This is a genomic window from Streptomyces sp. NBC_00299 (assembly GCF_036173045.1).
Lineage (GTDB): Bacteria > Actinomycetota > Actinomycetes > Streptomycetales > Streptomycetaceae > Streptomyces > Streptomyces machairae.
The window spans coordinates 5,317,057-5,332,784 of the sequence record NZ_CP108039.1 but is presented as its reverse complement, the minus strand read 5'-3'; the positions used below and the strand labels follow the sequence as shown (position 1 = coordinate 5,332,784).

The window sequence follows — 15,728 nt, the reverse complement described above, 5'->3', positions numbered from 1 at the left end:
CCTGCGGCGATCGAGACGTCCCACGGCATGAGGATGAGAACAGGTGCTGATAGCGGGCCGTTACCGGCTGAGCGAGTCGATCGGGCGCGGTGGGATGGGGGAGGTCTGGCGGGCCTACGACGAGACGCTCGGCCGGCCCGTGGCCGTCAAGCTCCTGCTGCCCCAGGACACCGACCCCACCGCCACGTCCCGGTTCCGTCTCGAGGCGCAGACGGCGGCGCGGATCGCCCACCCGAACGTGGTCGGCGTACGGGACTTCGGCGAGCACGAGAACCGGCTCTTCCTGGTGATGGAACTCGTCCAGGGCGACAGCCTCGCGCGCGTGGCCGCCCAGTTCGGCGCGCTGCCCGCCGAACGCGTCGCCCGGATCGCCGCCGAGGCCGCCGCGGGGCTGGCCGCCGCGCACCGGCAGGGCATCGTCCACCGGGACATCAAGCCCGGCAACCTGCTCCTGGACGCCGACGGCACCCTCAAGATCGGTGACTTCGGGATCGCCCGCTTCCTCGACGACCCCGGCGCCGCGCTGACCGCCACCGGGCAGATCGTCGGCACGAGCCTCTACCTGGCACCCGAGCGGGCGCTGGGGAAGCCGGCGGGCCCGGCCTCCGACGTGTACGCGCTGGGCTGTGTGCTCTACCAACTGCTCACCGGGCGCCCGCCGTTCCACGCCGACACCGCTGTCGCGATCCTGCACCAGCACCTGGACGCCGTGCCCGTACCGCCCCGCGAGCTGGGCGTCCCCGGGCTGCCGCCCGCCTTCGAGAGCTACCTCCTCGGCCTGCTCGCCAAGGACCCCGAGCACCGGCCCCCCGCCCAGCAGGCCGCCGACTGGTTCGCCGACGGCGCCTGGCAGGGCCGCCCCGAGCCGCTGCCCGAGGCCACGTCGCCGTCCCGGGGGCCTGCGGTCGCGTCGGCGTCCACGGCCGGGCCGTCGCAGGTGGGCGGGACCAGCAGTCCGACCACGTACATGCTGCCCTCCGCCCAGGGCGCGGCACCCAGCGGAAGATCCGGATCCCGTTCCAGATCCGGGTCCGGCTCCGGGTCCCGCTCGCAATCCCGTTCCCGGTCCGGCTCCCGGGCAGCGGGCCCGGCGCGTCCCGGGTCCCTCGCGCTCCTCGTGCGCCGGCCGCGGGTGGCGGCCACGGCCGCCGCGGCAGTGCTCTTCGCGGCCGCGATGCTCCTCGGCATGCTGTGGTTCGCTCCCGACAACACCGCGACGGAGGGCACGAAGTCCGAGGCCCCACCGAGCCCGCCCGCCTCCGCTTCCACGTCCCCTGCGGCCTCGATCCCGTCCCCTGCCGCCTCCCCGATCCCGGCAGGCGCGGAGACGCGCGGAGCCCTTGACGCAGAGCAGGACGAGCCGGACGAGGCGACGCAGCAGGAGGAGCGGCAGCGGGAGCAGGCCGAGCAGGAGCAGGAGCGGCTGGAGCAGGCCGAGCGCGAGCAGGAGAAGCGGGACCAGGAGCGGCAGCGCTCAGTGCCGCAGGACGACGACGATGGCGACGACGACGGGGGCGGCGACGACTGACGGGCGGCCGGGGGGCCGGGGGGCCGGGGCCCGAGGGCCGGGGGGCTGGGGGGCCGGGGCCTCAGCCCAGCGTCTCCTCCAGGAGCAGCGCCCACTGCGTCACCACGCGGTCGCGGCGGGCCGCGTCGTCGGTGAGGAGGTTGGCAAGGCCCAGGCCGCGGGCCATGTCGAGGAGGCCCTGGACCGTCTCCCGTACGCCGGGGCGGGATTCGTCCGCGCCCAGCAGGTCCACGGCTATCCGGTGGGTCTCGCGGCCGACCCGGGCCTCCAGCTCCGTGACCCGCGGCCTTAGCTGCTCCTCGTTGGAGGCGGCCACCCACAGATGCAGGGCCGCGCGGAACAGGGGGCCCGTGTAGAGGTCCACGAGGGCGGAGACGACCGCACGCCGGTCGCCCGCCGCGCCCTGCGGGAAGAGGGCGCGCAGAGCCGTCGAGCGTTCCTCGGCGACGTACTCGACGGCCGCCGTGAAGAGGTCCTCGCGGGTCGGGAAGTGGTGCTGGGCGGCGCCCCGGGAGACGCCGGCGCGTTCGGCGACGACGGAGACCGTGGAGCCCGCCCAGCCGTGTTCGGCGAGGCAGGCCACGGCGGCTTCCAGGAGGCGTTGCCGGGTGGCACGGCTGCGGTCCTGCTTCGGAACGCGGTCGGCGCGGTCCGCGCGGTCGCCGACTGTGGTCACACCACCCATGTGGGATCCCGTCTTTCGAGGAAGGCCGTCATCCCCTCGCGGGCCTGGGCGGAGGAGAACAGCCGGGCCGAGAGCGCGGTCAGGTCCGCCGCGTCCCGGTCGAAGGCTTCCAGCACCTTAGCCGTGAGCAGCGCTTTCGTCTCGGCCAGGGCCTGGGGGGAGGCCCGGCGCAGCCCGTCCAGGATGGGGGTCAGCGCCTCGTCGACGTCCTCGCCCGCCGTGGTCAGGAGGCCGATGCGGGCCGCCTCCGGCGCGGTGAAGCGTTCGCCGGTGAGGTAGTAGCGGGCCAGGGCGCGGGGGTCCGTGCGGGGCAGGAGGGGCAGCGAGATCACCGCGGGGGCGACGCCGATGTGGACCTCCGTGAAGGCGAAGGTGGCCTGCGGGGAGGCGGCCGAGATGTCGCAGGCCGCCAGCAGGCCCAGGCCGCCCGCGCGGACGTGGCCGGTGACGCGGGCGACGACCGGTTTGGGCAGGGCGACGATCTGCCTCAGCAGCGCCACCAGCGCGTCCGGCGGCGGCGGGTCGCGCAGGTCCGCTCCCGCGCTGAAGGTGTTGCCGGTGTGGGTGAGGACGATCGCACGTACGTCGGCGTCCTTGGCGCAGTCCGCCAGCGCGTCGGTCAGCTCGCCCACGAGGGCGGCCGAGAGCGCGTTGCGGTTGTGCGGGGAGTCGAGGGTGAGGGTCTCGACGCCCCGCGCGCGTGTACGGCCGATCAGCGTCACGTGTTCTCCTTGAGTGCCCGTAGTTCGCGGCGCAGGATCTTGCCGGAGGCGGCCCGCGGGACACCGTCTATGAAGGTGACCTGGCGGACGCGCTTGTAGGGGGCGACCTGTTCGGCGACGTACATCATGACCTCTCCTTCGGAGAGGTCGGTGGCGGTGGGCTGGCGGACCACGTACGCGTGCGGGACCTCGTTGCCGTCGTCGTTGTAGACGCCGATGACCGCCGCGTCGGCGATGCCGGGGTGGGTGAGCAGGAGGGCCTCCAGTTCGGCGGGGGCCACCTGGAAGCCCTTGTACTTGATGAGTTCCTTCACGCGGTCCACGACGAACAGCCAGCCGTTCTCGTCCACATGGCCCACGTCACCGGTGTGCAGCCAGCCGTCGGTGTCGATCATCGCGGCGGTGGCGTCGGGGCGGCCGAGGTAGCCCTTCATGACCTGGGGACCGCGGATGAGGATCTCGCCGGACTCTCCGGCGCCGAGGTCCTTGCCGGGGTCGTCGAGGGAGACGATGCGCATCTCGGTGCCGGCGATGAGCTTGCCGACGGTTCCGGCGGGCGCGTCGTGCATGGCGGCCAGGGGGACGACGTGGGTGCCGGGGGACAGTTCCGTCATGCCGTAGGCCTGGCCGACCGGCGGCAGGCCGAGGCGCTGCGAACAGGCGGCCGCGAGCTTCGCGTCCAGCGGTGCGGCGGCGCTGACGATGTACTTCAGGGACGACAGGTCGTAATGCGCGACCAGGGGGTGCTTGGCGAGGGCCAGCACGATGGGCGGGGCCACGTACAGGCCGGTGATGCGGTGGTTCTGGATGGCCGCGAGGAAGGTCTCCAGGTCGAAGCGGGGCAGCACGACGACCGTCGCGCCCAGCCTCAGGGGCGCGTTCATCAGGGCGGTCAGGCCGTAGATGTGGAAGAAGGGCAGGACGGCGAGGATGCGGTCGCCGGGGCCGGCGGATATCGCGGGTTCGAGCTGGGCGAGGTTGGTGGCGATCTGGCGGTGCGTGAGCATCACGCCCTTGGGGACGCCGGTGGTGCCGGACGAGTACGGCAGGGCCGCGACGTCCGCCGCCGGGTCGACGCCGACCTGCGGTTCAGGGGCGGCGGACGCCAGCATGTCGATGAGCGACCGGTGTCCGGGCGCGCTGTCGCACACGAAGATCTCCTGCACGCCGCCCGCGAGTTCGGCGGCCCGGCGTGCCGCCTCCAGCAGTGGTGAGACGGTGACGATCCAGCGGGCCGCCGAGTCCTTCAGTTGCTTGGCGAACTCCTCGGGCGTGGCGAGCGGGTGCACGGTCGTGACGGAGGCACCCGCGCGCGTGGCGGCGTAGAACGCGGTCGGGAAGGCGACCGTGTTGGGGCTGTGCAGGGCGAGGACGTCGCCCTTGCGGACGCCCGCCTCGGCCAGGCCGGCGGCCACCCGCCGGTGGAAGCGGTCGAGCTGTTCGTACGTGAGGGTGGTGCCGTCCGTGCCGTCGATGAGCGCGGGTGCGTCACCGAACTCGGCCGCCCGGCCCAGTACGAAATCGTGGATGGGGCTTGCTACGGCCGGAACGTCTGCGTACTCGCTGCGGAACACGGTTCCTCCTCGCGACACGGTGCCGACAGGGTGCCCGTCAGTACGACTTGGGCAGGCCCAGGGTCTGGTGGGAGACGTAGTTGAGAATCATCTCCCGGCTCACCGGAGCAATACGAGACACGCGCGCTGCGGTTATCAACGAGGCGAGGCCGAATTCGCGGGTGAGGCCGTTTCCGCCGAGGGTGTGCACGGCCTGGTCGACGGCCTTCACGCAGGCCTCCCCGGCCGCGTACTTGGCCATGTTGGCTGCCGCGCCCGCGCCCACGTCGTCACCGGCGTCGTACAGGTAGGCCGCCTTCTGCATCATCAGGCGGGCCAGTTCGAGGTCGATGTGCGCCTGGGCGAGGGGGTGCGCGATGGCCTGGTGGGCGCCGATGGGGGCCTTCCAGACGGTGCGCTCGCGGGCGTACTCGACGGCACGCGCGAGAGCGTAGCGGCCCATGCCGATCGCGAAGGCGGCCGTCATGATGCGCTCGGGGTTGAGGCCGGCGAAGAGCTGGAGCAGGCCGGCGTCCTCGTCGCCGACCAGGGCGTCGGCGGGGAGCCGTACGTCGTCGAGGGTCAGCTCGAACTGCTTCTCGGCGGCGCTCAGTTCCATGTCGATCTGACGGCGCGTGAAGCCTTCGGCGTCGCGCGGGACGATGAACAGGCAGGGCTTGAGGCTGCCGGTGCGGGCGTCCTCGGTGCGGCCGACGATGAGGGTCGCGTCCGCGATGTCGACGCCGGAGATGAAGACCTTGCGGCCGGTGAGCAGCCAGTCTCCGGTGTCCGGGTCGCGGCGGGCCGTGGTGGTGATGCGGTGGCTGTTGGAGCCGGCGTCGGGTTCTGTGATGCCGAAGGCCATGGTGCGGGTGCCGTCGGCGAGGGCGGGGAGCCACTCCTGTTTTTGGGCTTCCGTGCCGAAGCGGGCGATCACTGTGCCGCAGATGGCGGGCGACACCACCATCATCAGCAAGGGGCAGCCTGCGGCGCCCAGTTCTTCGAGGACGATGGAGAGTTCGGCGATGCCGCCGCCTCCGCCACCATGTGCCTCCGGCAGGTTGACGCCGAGGTAGCCGAGCTTGGCTGCTTCGGACCAGAGTGCTTCTCGGTCGTAGGTGCGGCCGTGGCGTTTGCCGAGGGCGGCTACGGCGGCTCGTAGGGCCTTGTGTTCCTCGGTTTCGAGAGTGGTGGGCATGGGACTCCTCCCGGGTGCGGGTTGTCTGTGGCTGGTCGCGCTCACGCGGCGGTAGCCGCATATATCGATACGGCCCCGCGCCCCTTAGGTCTCCTGCACTACTGCCAGCAACGAGCCGACCGTTACCTGCTGGCCGGGTACGACGTGCAAGGCGCTCAGCGTTCCTGTGGCCGGTGCCGTGATCTTGTGTTCCATCTTCATCGCCTCCAGCCACAGCAGGGGCTGTCCGGCCTCCACGGCCGTCCCCTCGGTCAGGCCGTCGGCGACGCGGACGACCGTCCCGGGCATGGGGGCCAGGAGGGATCCCGGCGCATGCTGGGCCGTCGGGTCCGGGAAGCGGGGCAGGGCGGTGAGGCGGGTGGTGTTGACGTGGATCTCGTCGTCGTACCTCGCCACCTCGAAGTTCCTTCGTACGCCGTCCACTTCGAGTACGACCAGGGCGGCATCGGCGTGTACGACGCGCACCCCGTCGGCCTCAAGGCCCGCGCGGGTGTGGCGGTAGTGGACCTCGATCTCCTCGCCGGCCGCCTCGTAGCGCTTGGTCTGCGGCCGTGAGGGCACGTTCCGCCAGCCGCCGAAGCGGGAGCGGCCGTGGGCGTCGGCGAGGGCCGCTGCCAAAGGGTCGTACGGGTCGCCCGTCCCACAGAAGGCCAGCTCGGTGAGGTGGCGGTCGTAGAAGCCGGTGTCCATGCGGGCGGACGTGAACTCCTCGTGGCGCAGCGAGCGTACGAGGAGGTCCCGGTTGGTGACCGGGCCGTGCAGCGTCGCCCGTTCCAGGGCGCCGGCGAGCTTGCGGACCGCCTCCGCGCGGGTGGGTGCGTGGGCGACGAGCTTGGCGAGCATGGGGTCGTAGTGGACGCCGATGTCGTCGCCGTCGGTGAAGCCGGTGTCCAGCCGGACGCCGTCGGGTACGGCGAACCGGTGCAGCGTGCCGGTCTGCGGGGCCCAGTCGCGGGCCGGGTCCTCGGCGTAGAGGCGGGCCTCGACGGCGTGGCCGCGCGCGCGCGGCGGGGCGTCGGCGAGGGCGTGGCCTTCGGCGACGCGGATCTGCTCCGCGACCAGGTCGATGCCGAAGACGGCCTCCGTCACGGGGTGTTCGACCTGAAGGCGGGTGTTCATCTCCAGGAAGTGGGCCTCGTCTCCGGCGACCAGGAACTCGACCGTGCCGGCGCCGACGTAGTCGACCGCGCGGGCGGCGCGTACGGCCAGCGTGTGCAGCTCGTGCGTGAGCTGCTCGGAGAGTCCGGGTGCCGGGGACTCCTCGATCACCTTCTGGTGGCGGCGCTGCAGGGAGCAGTCCCGGGTGCCCAGCGCCCAGACCGTGCCGTGGGTGTCGGCGAGGATCTGGACCTCGACATGGCGGCCGTTCTCGACGTACGGCTCCACGAAGACCTCGCCGTCGCCGAAGGCGCTCGCGGCCTCGGAGCGGGCGCTCTCCAGGGCGGCGCTCAGGTCCTCCAGGCGGCGCACGATCCGCATGCCGCGCCCTCCGCCGCCCGCGGCCGCCTTCACCAGGACGGGGAGGTCGGCCTCGGTGACCTCCCCCAGAGGGGCCAGCCCCATCAGCTCCTTCGCCCGGGTCTTGGACGCCATCGCCTCGATGGCCTCCGGCGGCGGGCCGATCCAGACGAGTCCCGCGTCGAGGACGGCGCGTGCGAAGTCGGCGTTCTCGGAGAGGAAGCCGTAGCCGGGGTGCACGGCGTCCGCTCCGGACGCCACGGCCGCCTTCACGATCAGCCCGGCGTCCAGATACGTGTCGGCCGGCGCCGCTCCCGGCAGCCGTACGGCCGTGTCGGCCACGCGTGCGTGGAGGGCGTTCGCGTCGGCGTCCGAGTACACGGCCACCGTCCGGATGCCCGACTCACGGCAGGTGCGGAAGACGCGGCAGGCGATCTCGCCCCGGTTGGCGACCAGAAGGTTTCTGATCATGAGGAGTGCTCTCTTTCCACTAGATCACCGCACCATCAATTGAGGAACCACCGCGGCGAGCAACCAGGTCCGCGAGAGCGGCGGCGGTTCAGCCGCAAAAGGGGGCCTCACATCCGGAAGACGCCGAAGCCACCGCGTGCGCCCTCGAAGGGGGCCGTGTGGATGGCGGACAGGCACATACCGAGGACGGTGCGGGTGTCGCGCGGATCGATGACGCCGTCGTCGTACAGCCGACCCGACAGGAACATCGGCAGCGACTCGGACTCGATCTGCTGCTCCACCATGGCGCGCAGCGCCGCGTCCCCCTCCTCGTCGTACGGCTGTCCCTTGGCGGCCGCGGACTGCCGGGCCACGATCGAGAGCACGCCGGCGAGCTGCTGGGGGCCCATGACGGCCGACTTGGCGCTGGGCCAGGCGAAGAGGAAGCGGGGGTCGTAGGCACGGCCGCACATGCCGTAGTGGCCGGCGCCGTAGGACGCGCCCATGAGGACGGAGAGATGGGGCACGCGGCTGTTGCTGACCGCGTTGATCATCATCGCGCCGTGCTTGATGATGCCGCCCTGCTCGTACTGGCTGCCCACCATGTAGCCGGTGGTGTTGTGCAGGAAGAGCAGAGGGATGTCGCGCTGGTTGGCCAGTTGGATGAACTGGGCCGCCTTCTGCGACTCCTCGCTGAACAGGACCCCCTGGGCGTTCGCCAGCACGCCGACCGGGTAGCCGTGCAGGGCCGCCCACCCGGTGGTCAGGCTCGTGCCGTACATCGGCTTGAACTCGTCGAAGTCGGAGGCGTCGACGATCCGGGCGATGACCTCGCACGGGTCGAAAGGGGTCTTGAGGTCGCCGGGGACGATGCCGAGGAGTTCGTCGGCGGAGTACTTGGGGGGTTCGGCGGGGCCCGGATCGCCGTACGCCTTGCGGTGATTGAGCCGGGCGACGACCCTTCGCGCCTGCCGCAGCGCGTCCGGTTCGTCCACGGCGAAGTAGTCCGCGAGACCCGACACGCGCGCGTGCATCTCCGCGCCGCCCAGCGACTCGTCGTCGCTCTCCTCGCCGGTCGCCATCTTCACCAGGGGCGGGCCGCCGAGGAACACCTTGGCGCGCTCCTTGACCATGATCACGTGGTCGGACATGCCGGGGACGTACGCGCCGCCGGCCGTCGAGTTGCCGAAGACGACCGCGACGGTGGGGATCCCGGCCGCCGACAGCCTCGTCAGGTCCCGGAAGATGGCGCCTCCGGGGATGAAGATCTCCTTCTGGGACGGCAGGTCGGCGCCGCCCGACTCGACGAGGTTGACGACGGGGAGCCGGTTGGCGAGCGCGATGTCGTTCGCCCGCAGGGCCTTCTTCAGCGACCAGGGATTGCTCGCTCCGCCGCGCACGGTCGGGTCGTTGGCGGTGATCAGGCACTCCACGCCCTCGACGACACCGATGCCGGTGACGAGGGACGCGCCGACGGCGTAGTCGCTGCCCCAGGCGGCCAGCGGCGACAGCTCCAGGAAGGGCGTGTCCGGGTCGAGGAGCAGCTCGATGCGCTCGCGGGCGAGCAGCTTGCCGCGCTTGCGATGCCGTTCGACGTACTTGGGGCCGCCGCCGGCGAGCGCCTTGGCGTGCTCGGTGTCGAGGTCGGCGAGCTTGGCAAGCATGGTCTCGCGGTTGGCCCGGTGGTCGGGGCCGTTGGGGTCCAGGGTGGAGGGCAGGACGGTCACAGCAGACTCTCCGGGATGTCCAGGTGACGGGAGCGCAGCCATTCGCCGAGGGCCTTGGCCTGCGGGTCGAAGCGGTGCTGGGCGGCGACGCCCTCGCCGAGGATGCCCTCGACGACGAAGTTGAGGGCGCGCAGGCCGGGGAGCGGGTGCCGGGTGACCTTCAGCTGACCGCTCTCGGGAAGCAGCTCCTGGAACCGCTCGACCGTGAGCTCGTGCGCGAGCCAGCGCCACGCCTCGTCCGTCCGCGCCCACACACCGACGTTGGCGTTCCCGCCCTTGTCACCGCTGCGGGCGCCGGCGACAAGGCCGAGCGGGGCACGACGGGTCGGCTCCGCGGCGAGCGGCGGCTCGGGCAGCGGGGGTTGGGGCGCTTCCTCCAGTACGAGGGTGTCGTGGGCCGGCGGCACAGCTATACGGCGGCCGTCGTGGAGGACGGCCACATGGTCGACGGCACCATGGGGGACGTACACATCCTCGAAGACCCCATACGGGGTGCCCTTGCCCGGTGGCGACAGCACATGGAAGCCGGGGTAGCTGGCGAGCGCCAGCTCCACGGCGGCTCCGCTCAGCACCCGGCCGACCTTCTCCTGGTCCCGGTCCCGGACGACCAGCCGGAGCAGCGCGCTCGCGGTCTCCTCGGTCGAGGCGTCGGGCCGGTCGGTGCGGACGAGGTCCCAACGGACTTCTTCGGGACGTGACTTGGCGAACGCCTCGTCCATCTGCCGACGCACCAGAGCGGCCTTCGCCTCGATGTCCAGTCCGGTCAGCACGAAGACGACCTCGTTGCGGAAGCCGCCGAGGCGATTGAGGCCGACCTTGAGAGTCGGGGGCGGGGCCTCGCCCCGTACGCCGTCGACGCGGACGCGGTCGGGGCCGTCCTGCGTGAGCCGTACGGTGTCCAGCCGGGTGGTGACGTCCGGTCCCGCGTACCGGGCGCCGCCCGTCTCGTACAGCAGCTGGGCGGTCACCGTGCCGACGTCGACGAGGCCGCCGGTGCCGGGGTGCTTGGTGATGACGCAGGTGCCGTCCTCGTGGAGCTCGGCGAGCGGGAAGCCGGGACGGCGGAGGTCGCCGCCCCTCTTCTGGAACTCGTCGAAGAACGCGTAGTTGCCGCCGGTCGCCTGTGCCCCGCACTCCAGCACATGCCCGGCGGCCACCGCGCCCGCGAGCCGGTCGTGGTCCCCGGGGCCCCATCCGAAGTGGGCGGCTGCGGGGCCGGTGACCAGGGCCGCGTCCGTTACCCGCCCGGTGACGACGATGTCCGCGCCCTCCCGAAGACAGGCCGCGATGCCGAAGCCGCCGAGGTAGGCGTGGGCGGCGAGGCTGCCCGGATAACGGTCCTTGAGGTCGTCTCCCTCGACATGGGCGACGCGTACGGGGACGCCGAGCCGGTCCGCCAACTTCCTTACGGCGTCGGCGAGTCCGGCCGGATTGAGCCCGCCGGCGTTGGCGACGACCCTGACGCCCCGCTCGTGCGCGAGCACCAGGCACTCCTCCAGCTGGCGCAGGAAGGTGCGGGCGTATCCGGCGCCGGGGTCCTTCAGCCGGTCCCGGCCGAGGATCAGCATGGTCAGTTCGGCGAGGTAGTCGCCGGTGAGGACGTCCAGTTCGCCGCCGGTGAGCATCTCGCGCATGGCGTCGAAGCGGTCGCCGTAGAAGCCGGAGGCGTTGCCGATCCGCAGCACCGGCCCTGCCGGGTGGGTGGGCGAGGTCACCGGGCCGCCCCCTTGGGCGCGCGGCCCGCGCCGGGCGGGCCCGCGAAGACCTGGGCGATGTCGAACCAGCGGTCGGCGTCCGGGCCTTCGGCGCGCAGGGCGAGGTCGGAGCGGTGGGCGCGCTGGGCGACCAGGAGGCAGAAGTCGAGGGCGGGGCCGGTGACGCGCTGCGGGGCGTCTTCCGGGCCGTATGCCCACACCTCACCGGAGGGCGAGACGAGTTCGACGCGGAAGGGGTCGGGAGGTGCCGGGAGTCCGTGCACACCGAAAGCGAAGTCGCGCGTTCGCACTCCGATCCACACCACATGCCTGAGCCGGTCCGTGGGTGTGCGCACCACACCCAGTGCTTCGGCGACATCCAGCCCGTGGGCCCAGGTCTCCATGAGCCTGGCCGTGGCCATGGAGGCGCCGGACATAGGGGGGCCGTACCAGGGGAACTTGGTGCCGTGCGGCGCCTCGCGCAATGCCGTGTCGAGGGCGGTGCGTCCTGCCCGCCAGCGCGCCAGCAGTTCGGCGGGCGGCAGCGCGGCCCCCTCCTCCGCGCCTTCGTCGACGAACGACCCCGGCGTCACCAGCGCCTTCTCCACCAGCGTGTGGAACGCCTCCGCGTCGGTCACCGCCAGCAGCGCCGAGTGGTCCGTCCAGGCGAGGTGTGCGATCTGGTGGGCGACGCTCCAGCCGGGCGCCGGAGTCGCGAGTGCCCACTGCTCGGGGCTCAACTCGGCTACCAGCCGGTCGAGTTCCTCGCTCTCCTCGCGCAGATCGTCGAACACGGGCGTCGGATCGGACACGGGGCGCTCCCCTCGGGGCACGGCGGTGTGCGTGGGTGGTGCGGCGTGGTGCGGCGTGGTGCGGCGTGGTGCTCGGTGGTGCGGCGTGGTGCTCGGTGGTGCGGCGTGGTGAGGAGCATGGCAGCGCGCGTGAAAACAAGCAAGCATGCTTGCATTAATTGAGAAGTGTTCACCGGGGGAAGGGTGCCTGTGCGGCGTGCCATCAATACACTCGGGCGTCGCGCCTGTTGCGGCAGCAACGCGTCGGTCACACCTCGGGGGAATCACAAGCATGAGCAACTGGAATCCGGGCGGGCAGCCGCCCTTCAACCCGCAGGGCCAGCCGCCCCCGCCGCCGGCCGGAGGGTATCCGCCCAACGCGCCGTACCCGTATCCGCCGCAGCCCAACGCGCCGTACCCGTACCCGCCGCAGCCCAACGTGCCGTACCCGTATCCGCCGTATCCGTACCTGCCGGCCGCCCCGCCCGGGCCCCTCACGCGGCTGTGGCGGCAGATCGGTCCCGTCCCCGTCGCACGCAGGGTGTTCAAGCCGTCCAGGCCCGGCATCGTCCAGGACCCGGTCGTGGCCCGCATGCAGCGGATCCGCACCTTGGTGGGGCTGGCGGCGGTCGTGTGGATGTCGGTCACCTACAAGATCGCCGACTCGGCCAGGGTCGGCGACTCGGTGGGCAACGTCGCGAGCGACCGTCTGAACCAGTCCTGGATCAGTGTCCTGGTGCTCTGCGTGACCTTCCCGGCCGTCGTGGGCGTCCTGCTCGCCCTGGCCTCCGCCTCGGCCCGGCGGGAACTGCTGCGCCGGGCGGCGAAGTGCTTCGGCGCGATGGTCGCCCTGGTGGCCGCGGTGTTCGTGTTCCCGGCCTCCGTACTCACGGGCTTCGTCGAGGGCCGTTTCGCGACCAACCCGGTGATGACCGTCCTCACCTACACCGGCATCCTGCTCACCTTCGTGTGGGTGCTGCCCTTCGTCATCGCGGGTATCGGCCTGGCCCTCCTCCATGTGTTCCGCACCGCCGACATCCACGAGACGATGCCGCCGCTGCTGGCCATGACGCTGGTCTGGGAGATGGCCCTGATCGACCTGTTCACGGGCGCCTACACGGGCGTGCCGGCACCGGTCCGGATCCTGTTCATGCTCGGCGCCCCCCTCTCGGTGACGGCAGTTGGCCTGTGGGAACTGCGCCGCCTGCGCGCCCATCACGGCATCGGCCTGCAGGGGCTGCTGATGCGGCAGGGGCCGGGGCAGGCGTGACCGTGGGGCGGGGATTCGGCCCGGGGCCGGCTCAGTCGGGGAGTCGGCCCGGGCGGGGAAGGGCCGCAGGGCCGCGATCCCGCCCAGCTCCTCTCTGGCTGCGGGCCCAGCACGCCACGGGTCGGCAGCGACTGCTGATGCGCCAAAGCCAGGGCCCGGGGCAGGCGTGACAGCGGTGCCGCAAGCTCGCTCCGACGACGAAGAGCCGCCGGGCCGCTGGCTAGACCTTCTCCGCCGACGCCTTCCCCCGCCGCACCTGCGTCCGCACCGCGCCCATGCTCGCCGCGATGACCAGGGCGATCGCCAGGGCCTGTAGGGCGGAGAGGGACTGGTGGAGGATGAGGAAGCCGGCGGTGGCGGCGACGGCCGGTTCCAAGCTCATCAGGATGGCGAAGGTCGCTGCGGGGAGGCGGCGCAGGGCGAGGAGTTCGAGGGTGTAGGGGAGGACCGAGGAGAGGATGGCCACGGCTGCGCCCAGGGCGACGGTGACCGGGTCGAGGAGCTTGATGCCGGATTCGGCGATGCCCAGAGGGAGGAACAGGACGGCTCCCACCCCCATCGCCAGCGCCAGGCCGTCGGCCTGGGGGAAGCGTCGGCCCGTACGGGCGCTGAAGATTATGTAGGCCGCCCACATGGCACCCGCAGCCAGGGCGAAAGCGACACCGATGGGATCGAGGCTGCCGAAGCCTCCGCCGCCGAGGAGGAACACACCGGCGAGGGCGAGTCCGGCCCAGACGACGTTGACCGCCCGGCGCGAGGACAGCACGGACAGGGCGAGCGGGCCGAGCACTTCGAGGGTGACCGCGGGGCCCAGCGGGATGCGGGCGACCGACTGGTAGAACAGGCCGTTCATCGCGGCCATCGTGATGCCGAAGACGACCACCGTGCCCCAGTCCGTGCGGGAGTGGCCGCGCAGCCGGGGGCGGCAGATCAGCAGCAGGACGACCGCCGCGACCAGCAGCCGCAGCGCCACCACACCGAGCGCACCGGCCCGCGGCATCAGGCTCACCGCCAGGGCGCCGCCGAACTGCACGGAGATCCCTCCGGCGAGCACCAGCCCGACGGGACCGAAGGAGCCCCAGCGACGCGGGCCGCCGGCCGCCGGCTCGGGAACGGCCCGGCCGCGGGTCGGCGAGGACGGGGCGGCCGCGGCGGTGACGGCTGCGGCATCAGGGGTACTCACGGGCGTTCCAGGGCTTCACTCGGGGGGCTACGGTCTGTTCAGCGGGATGTACTACCCAGTCCAAGGTAATGGACATCGTCAGGTGTGTGAACCTGTTATGCCACTGTCCCAGAGTGTGGACGGACGGGTTCCGCAGGCCCCGGGCCAGCTACCGCCGTGCCATGTACAGATCCAGCGCCTTGTGCAGCAGCCGGTTGAGCGGGAAGTCCCACTCCCCCAGGTACTCGACGGCCTCACCGCCCGCCCCCACCTTGAACCGCAGCAGGCCCAGCAGATGGTTGGACTCCTCCAGGGTGTCCGTGATGCCGCGGAAGTCGTACACGGCGGCGCCGAGCTCGTGGGCGTCGGACATCATGCGCCACTGCATGGCGTTGTTGGGCTGGACCTCGCGCTTGTGGCTGGTGGAGGCGCCGTAGGAGTACCAGATGTGGTCGCCGACGGTGAGCATGGTGGCGGCGGCGAGGGTGTCGCCGTCGTGGTGGGCGAGGTAGAGCCGCATCCGGTCGGGGTGCTCGGCGGTGAGCGCGGTCCACATGCGCTGGAAGTAGGGCAGGGGGCGCGGGATGAAACGGTCGCGCTCGGCGGTCTCGGCGTAGAGGTCGTAGAAGGCGGGCAGGTCCTCGTAACCGCCGCGCACGACCTTCACGCCGGCCTTCTCGGCCTTCTTGATGTTGCGCCGCCACTGCTGGTTCAGGCCGCGCTGGATGTCGTCCAACGACCGCCCGGCGAACGGCACCTGGCAGACGTACCGCGGCTGCCCGGCCGCGAAGCCCTCCTCGCCGCCGGGCTCGGTCTGCCGCCAGCCGGCCCGCCGCAGCCGGTCGGCGATGTCGAGAGCGCCCTGTTCGGTCGAGGTCGGCTCCGCGTCCCGCAGCCGCCGGGCGGCCGGGTCGGCGATGGCCGCCTTCACCGCCTCGGTGCTCCAGCGGCGGACGACGACGGGCGGGCCCATCTTGACCGAGAAGGCGCCCTGCCGTTTGAGGTGGGCGAGCAGCGGTTCGAGCCAGCGCTCGCACAGGTCGGGGGCGTGCCAGTCGACGAGCGGGCCCTCGGGGAGGTAGGCGAGGTACTTCTTCAGCTTCGGCAGCGGGCGGTAGAGCACGAGCCCGGCCCCCACCGGCCGCCCCTCCTCGTCGAACCATCCCAGGCTCTCCGCCCGCCAGTCCGGCTTCACGTCGCCCCAGGACGGGACCTGCATATGGCTGGCGGACGGGCGGGACGCGACGAACGCGAGATGTTCGTCGCGGGAGATGGACTGGACGCGGAGGGCCATGTGCGGGGCTCCCTGTGGGCGGCAGTATCGGTGTCAGTATCGGTGTCCGGCCAGCGTATGCAGCCGTCCCCGGGACCGCGCGCGGAGCGCGGACGCCGGCGCGTGCGAGCCGCCGCTCTCCCGCGTTCAGCCCAGGACGCCGGCCCACCGGGAGCACCCGTTGCCCCCGGCCGGAGACCACCCGCCGCCCCTGGGC

12 protein-coding genes are annotated in these 15,728 nt (G+C 72.2%); 2 read left to right on the top strand and 10 right to left on the bottom strand.

Annotated elements, in window-relative coordinates; all coding sequences use genetic code 11:
* Positions 1 to 43 precede the first annotated feature (43 nt).
* Positions 44 to 1,528 carry a serine/threonine-protein kinase gene (locus OHT51_RS23730; RefSeq protein ID WP_328880927.1) on the top strand — a complete coding sequence of 495 codons (1,485 nt, stop codon included), beginning with the start codon at positions 44 to 46 and terminating at the stop codon, positions 1,526 to 1,528.
* Positions 1,529 to 1,589: 61 nt separating this feature from the next.
* Here OHT51_RS23730 and OHT51_RS23725 read toward each other — a convergent pair whose 3' ends face one another.
* From OHT51_RS23725 to OHT51_RS23690, 8 genes are all read right to left on the bottom strand, one after another.
* Positions 1,590 to 2,213 (bottom strand): TetR/AcrR family transcriptional regulator, encoded by a 624-nt coding sequence (locus OHT51_RS23725; RefSeq protein ID WP_328880926.1) that lies wholly within the window; start codon positions 2,211 to 2,213, stop codon positions 1,590 to 1,592.
* Entirely contained in the window at positions 2,201 to 2,935 is a 735-nt protein-coding gene (locus tag OHT51_RS23720; RefSeq protein WP_328880925.1) for an enoyl-CoA hydratase family protein, read from the bottom strand. Before OHT51_RS23720 ends, OHT51_RS23725 begins: the two co-directional genes overlap by 13 nt.
* On the bottom strand, positions 2,932 to 4,509 hold the full coding sequence (locus tag OHT51_RS23715; protein WP_328880924.1) for a 4-coumarate--CoA ligase family protein: 1,578 nt from the start codon (positions 4,507 to 4,509) through the stop codon (positions 2,932 to 2,934). The genes OHT51_RS23720 and OHT51_RS23715 overlap by 4 nt, the downstream gene beginning before the upstream one ends.
* Positions 4,510 to 4,546: 37 nt before the next feature.
* Complete coding sequence (locus OHT51_RS23710) at positions 4,547 to 5,686, bottom strand: acyl-CoA dehydrogenase family protein (RefSeq protein ID WP_328880923.1); 1,140 nt, start codon at positions 5,684 to 5,686, stop codon at positions 4,547 to 4,549.
* An 84-nt stretch (positions 5,687 to 5,770) separates the two neighbouring features.
* Positions 5,771 to 7,615, bottom strand: a complete 1,845-nt coding sequence (locus OHT51_RS23705) for an acetyl/propionyl/methylcrotonyl-CoA carboxylase subunit alpha (RefSeq protein WP_328880922.1) — start codon at positions 7,613 to 7,615, stop codon at positions 5,771 to 5,773.
* Between the two features lie 107 nt (positions 7,616 to 7,722).
* Positions 7,723 to 9,321 (bottom strand): acyl-CoA carboxylase subunit beta, encoded by a 1,599-nt coding sequence (locus OHT51_RS23700; RefSeq protein ID WP_328880921.1) that lies wholly within the window; start codon positions 9,319 to 9,321, stop codon positions 7,723 to 7,725.
* Complete coding sequence (locus OHT51_RS23695; RefSeq protein ID WP_328880920.1) at positions 9,318 to 11,036, bottom strand: acyclic terpene utilization AtuA family protein; 1,719 nt, start codon at positions 11,034 to 11,036, stop codon at positions 9,318 to 9,320. The genes OHT51_RS23700 and OHT51_RS23695 overlap by 4 nt, the downstream gene beginning before the upstream one ends.
* Positions 11,033 to 11,827 (bottom strand): TIGR03084 family metal-binding protein, encoded by a 795-nt coding sequence (locus OHT51_RS23690; RefSeq protein WP_328880919.1) that lies wholly within the window; start codon positions 11,825 to 11,827, stop codon positions 11,033 to 11,035. The genes OHT51_RS23695 and OHT51_RS23690 overlap by 4 nt, the downstream gene beginning before the upstream one ends.
* 271 nt (positions 11,828 to 12,098) lie before the next feature.
* On the opposite strand from OHT51_RS23690, the gene OHT51_RS23685 reads away from it, so the two are divergent.
* On the top strand, positions 12,099 to 13,076 hold the full coding sequence (locus OHT51_RS23685) for a hypothetical protein (RefSeq protein ID WP_328880918.1): 978 nt from the start codon (positions 12,099 to 12,101) through the stop codon (positions 13,074 to 13,076).
* 220 nt (positions 13,077 to 13,296) lie between these two features.
* Here the strand turns inward: OHT51_RS23685 and OHT51_RS23680 are convergent, their stop codons facing one another.
* Both OHT51_RS23680 and OHT51_RS23675 read right to left on the bottom strand, forming a co-directional pair.
* Positions 13,297 to 14,259: an EamA family transporter gene (locus OHT51_RS23680; RefSeq protein ID WP_328880917.1), complete on the bottom strand. Its 963-nt coding sequence runs from the start codon at positions 14,257 to 14,259 to the stop codon at positions 13,297 to 13,299.
* Positions 14,260 to 14,407: 148 nt separating this feature from the next.
* Entirely contained in the window at positions 14,408 to 15,532 is a 1,125-nt protein-coding gene (locus tag OHT51_RS23675; RefSeq protein WP_328880916.1) for a lipid II:glycine glycyltransferase FemX, read from the bottom strand.
* Positions 15,533 to 15,728: the final 196 nt, after the last annotated feature.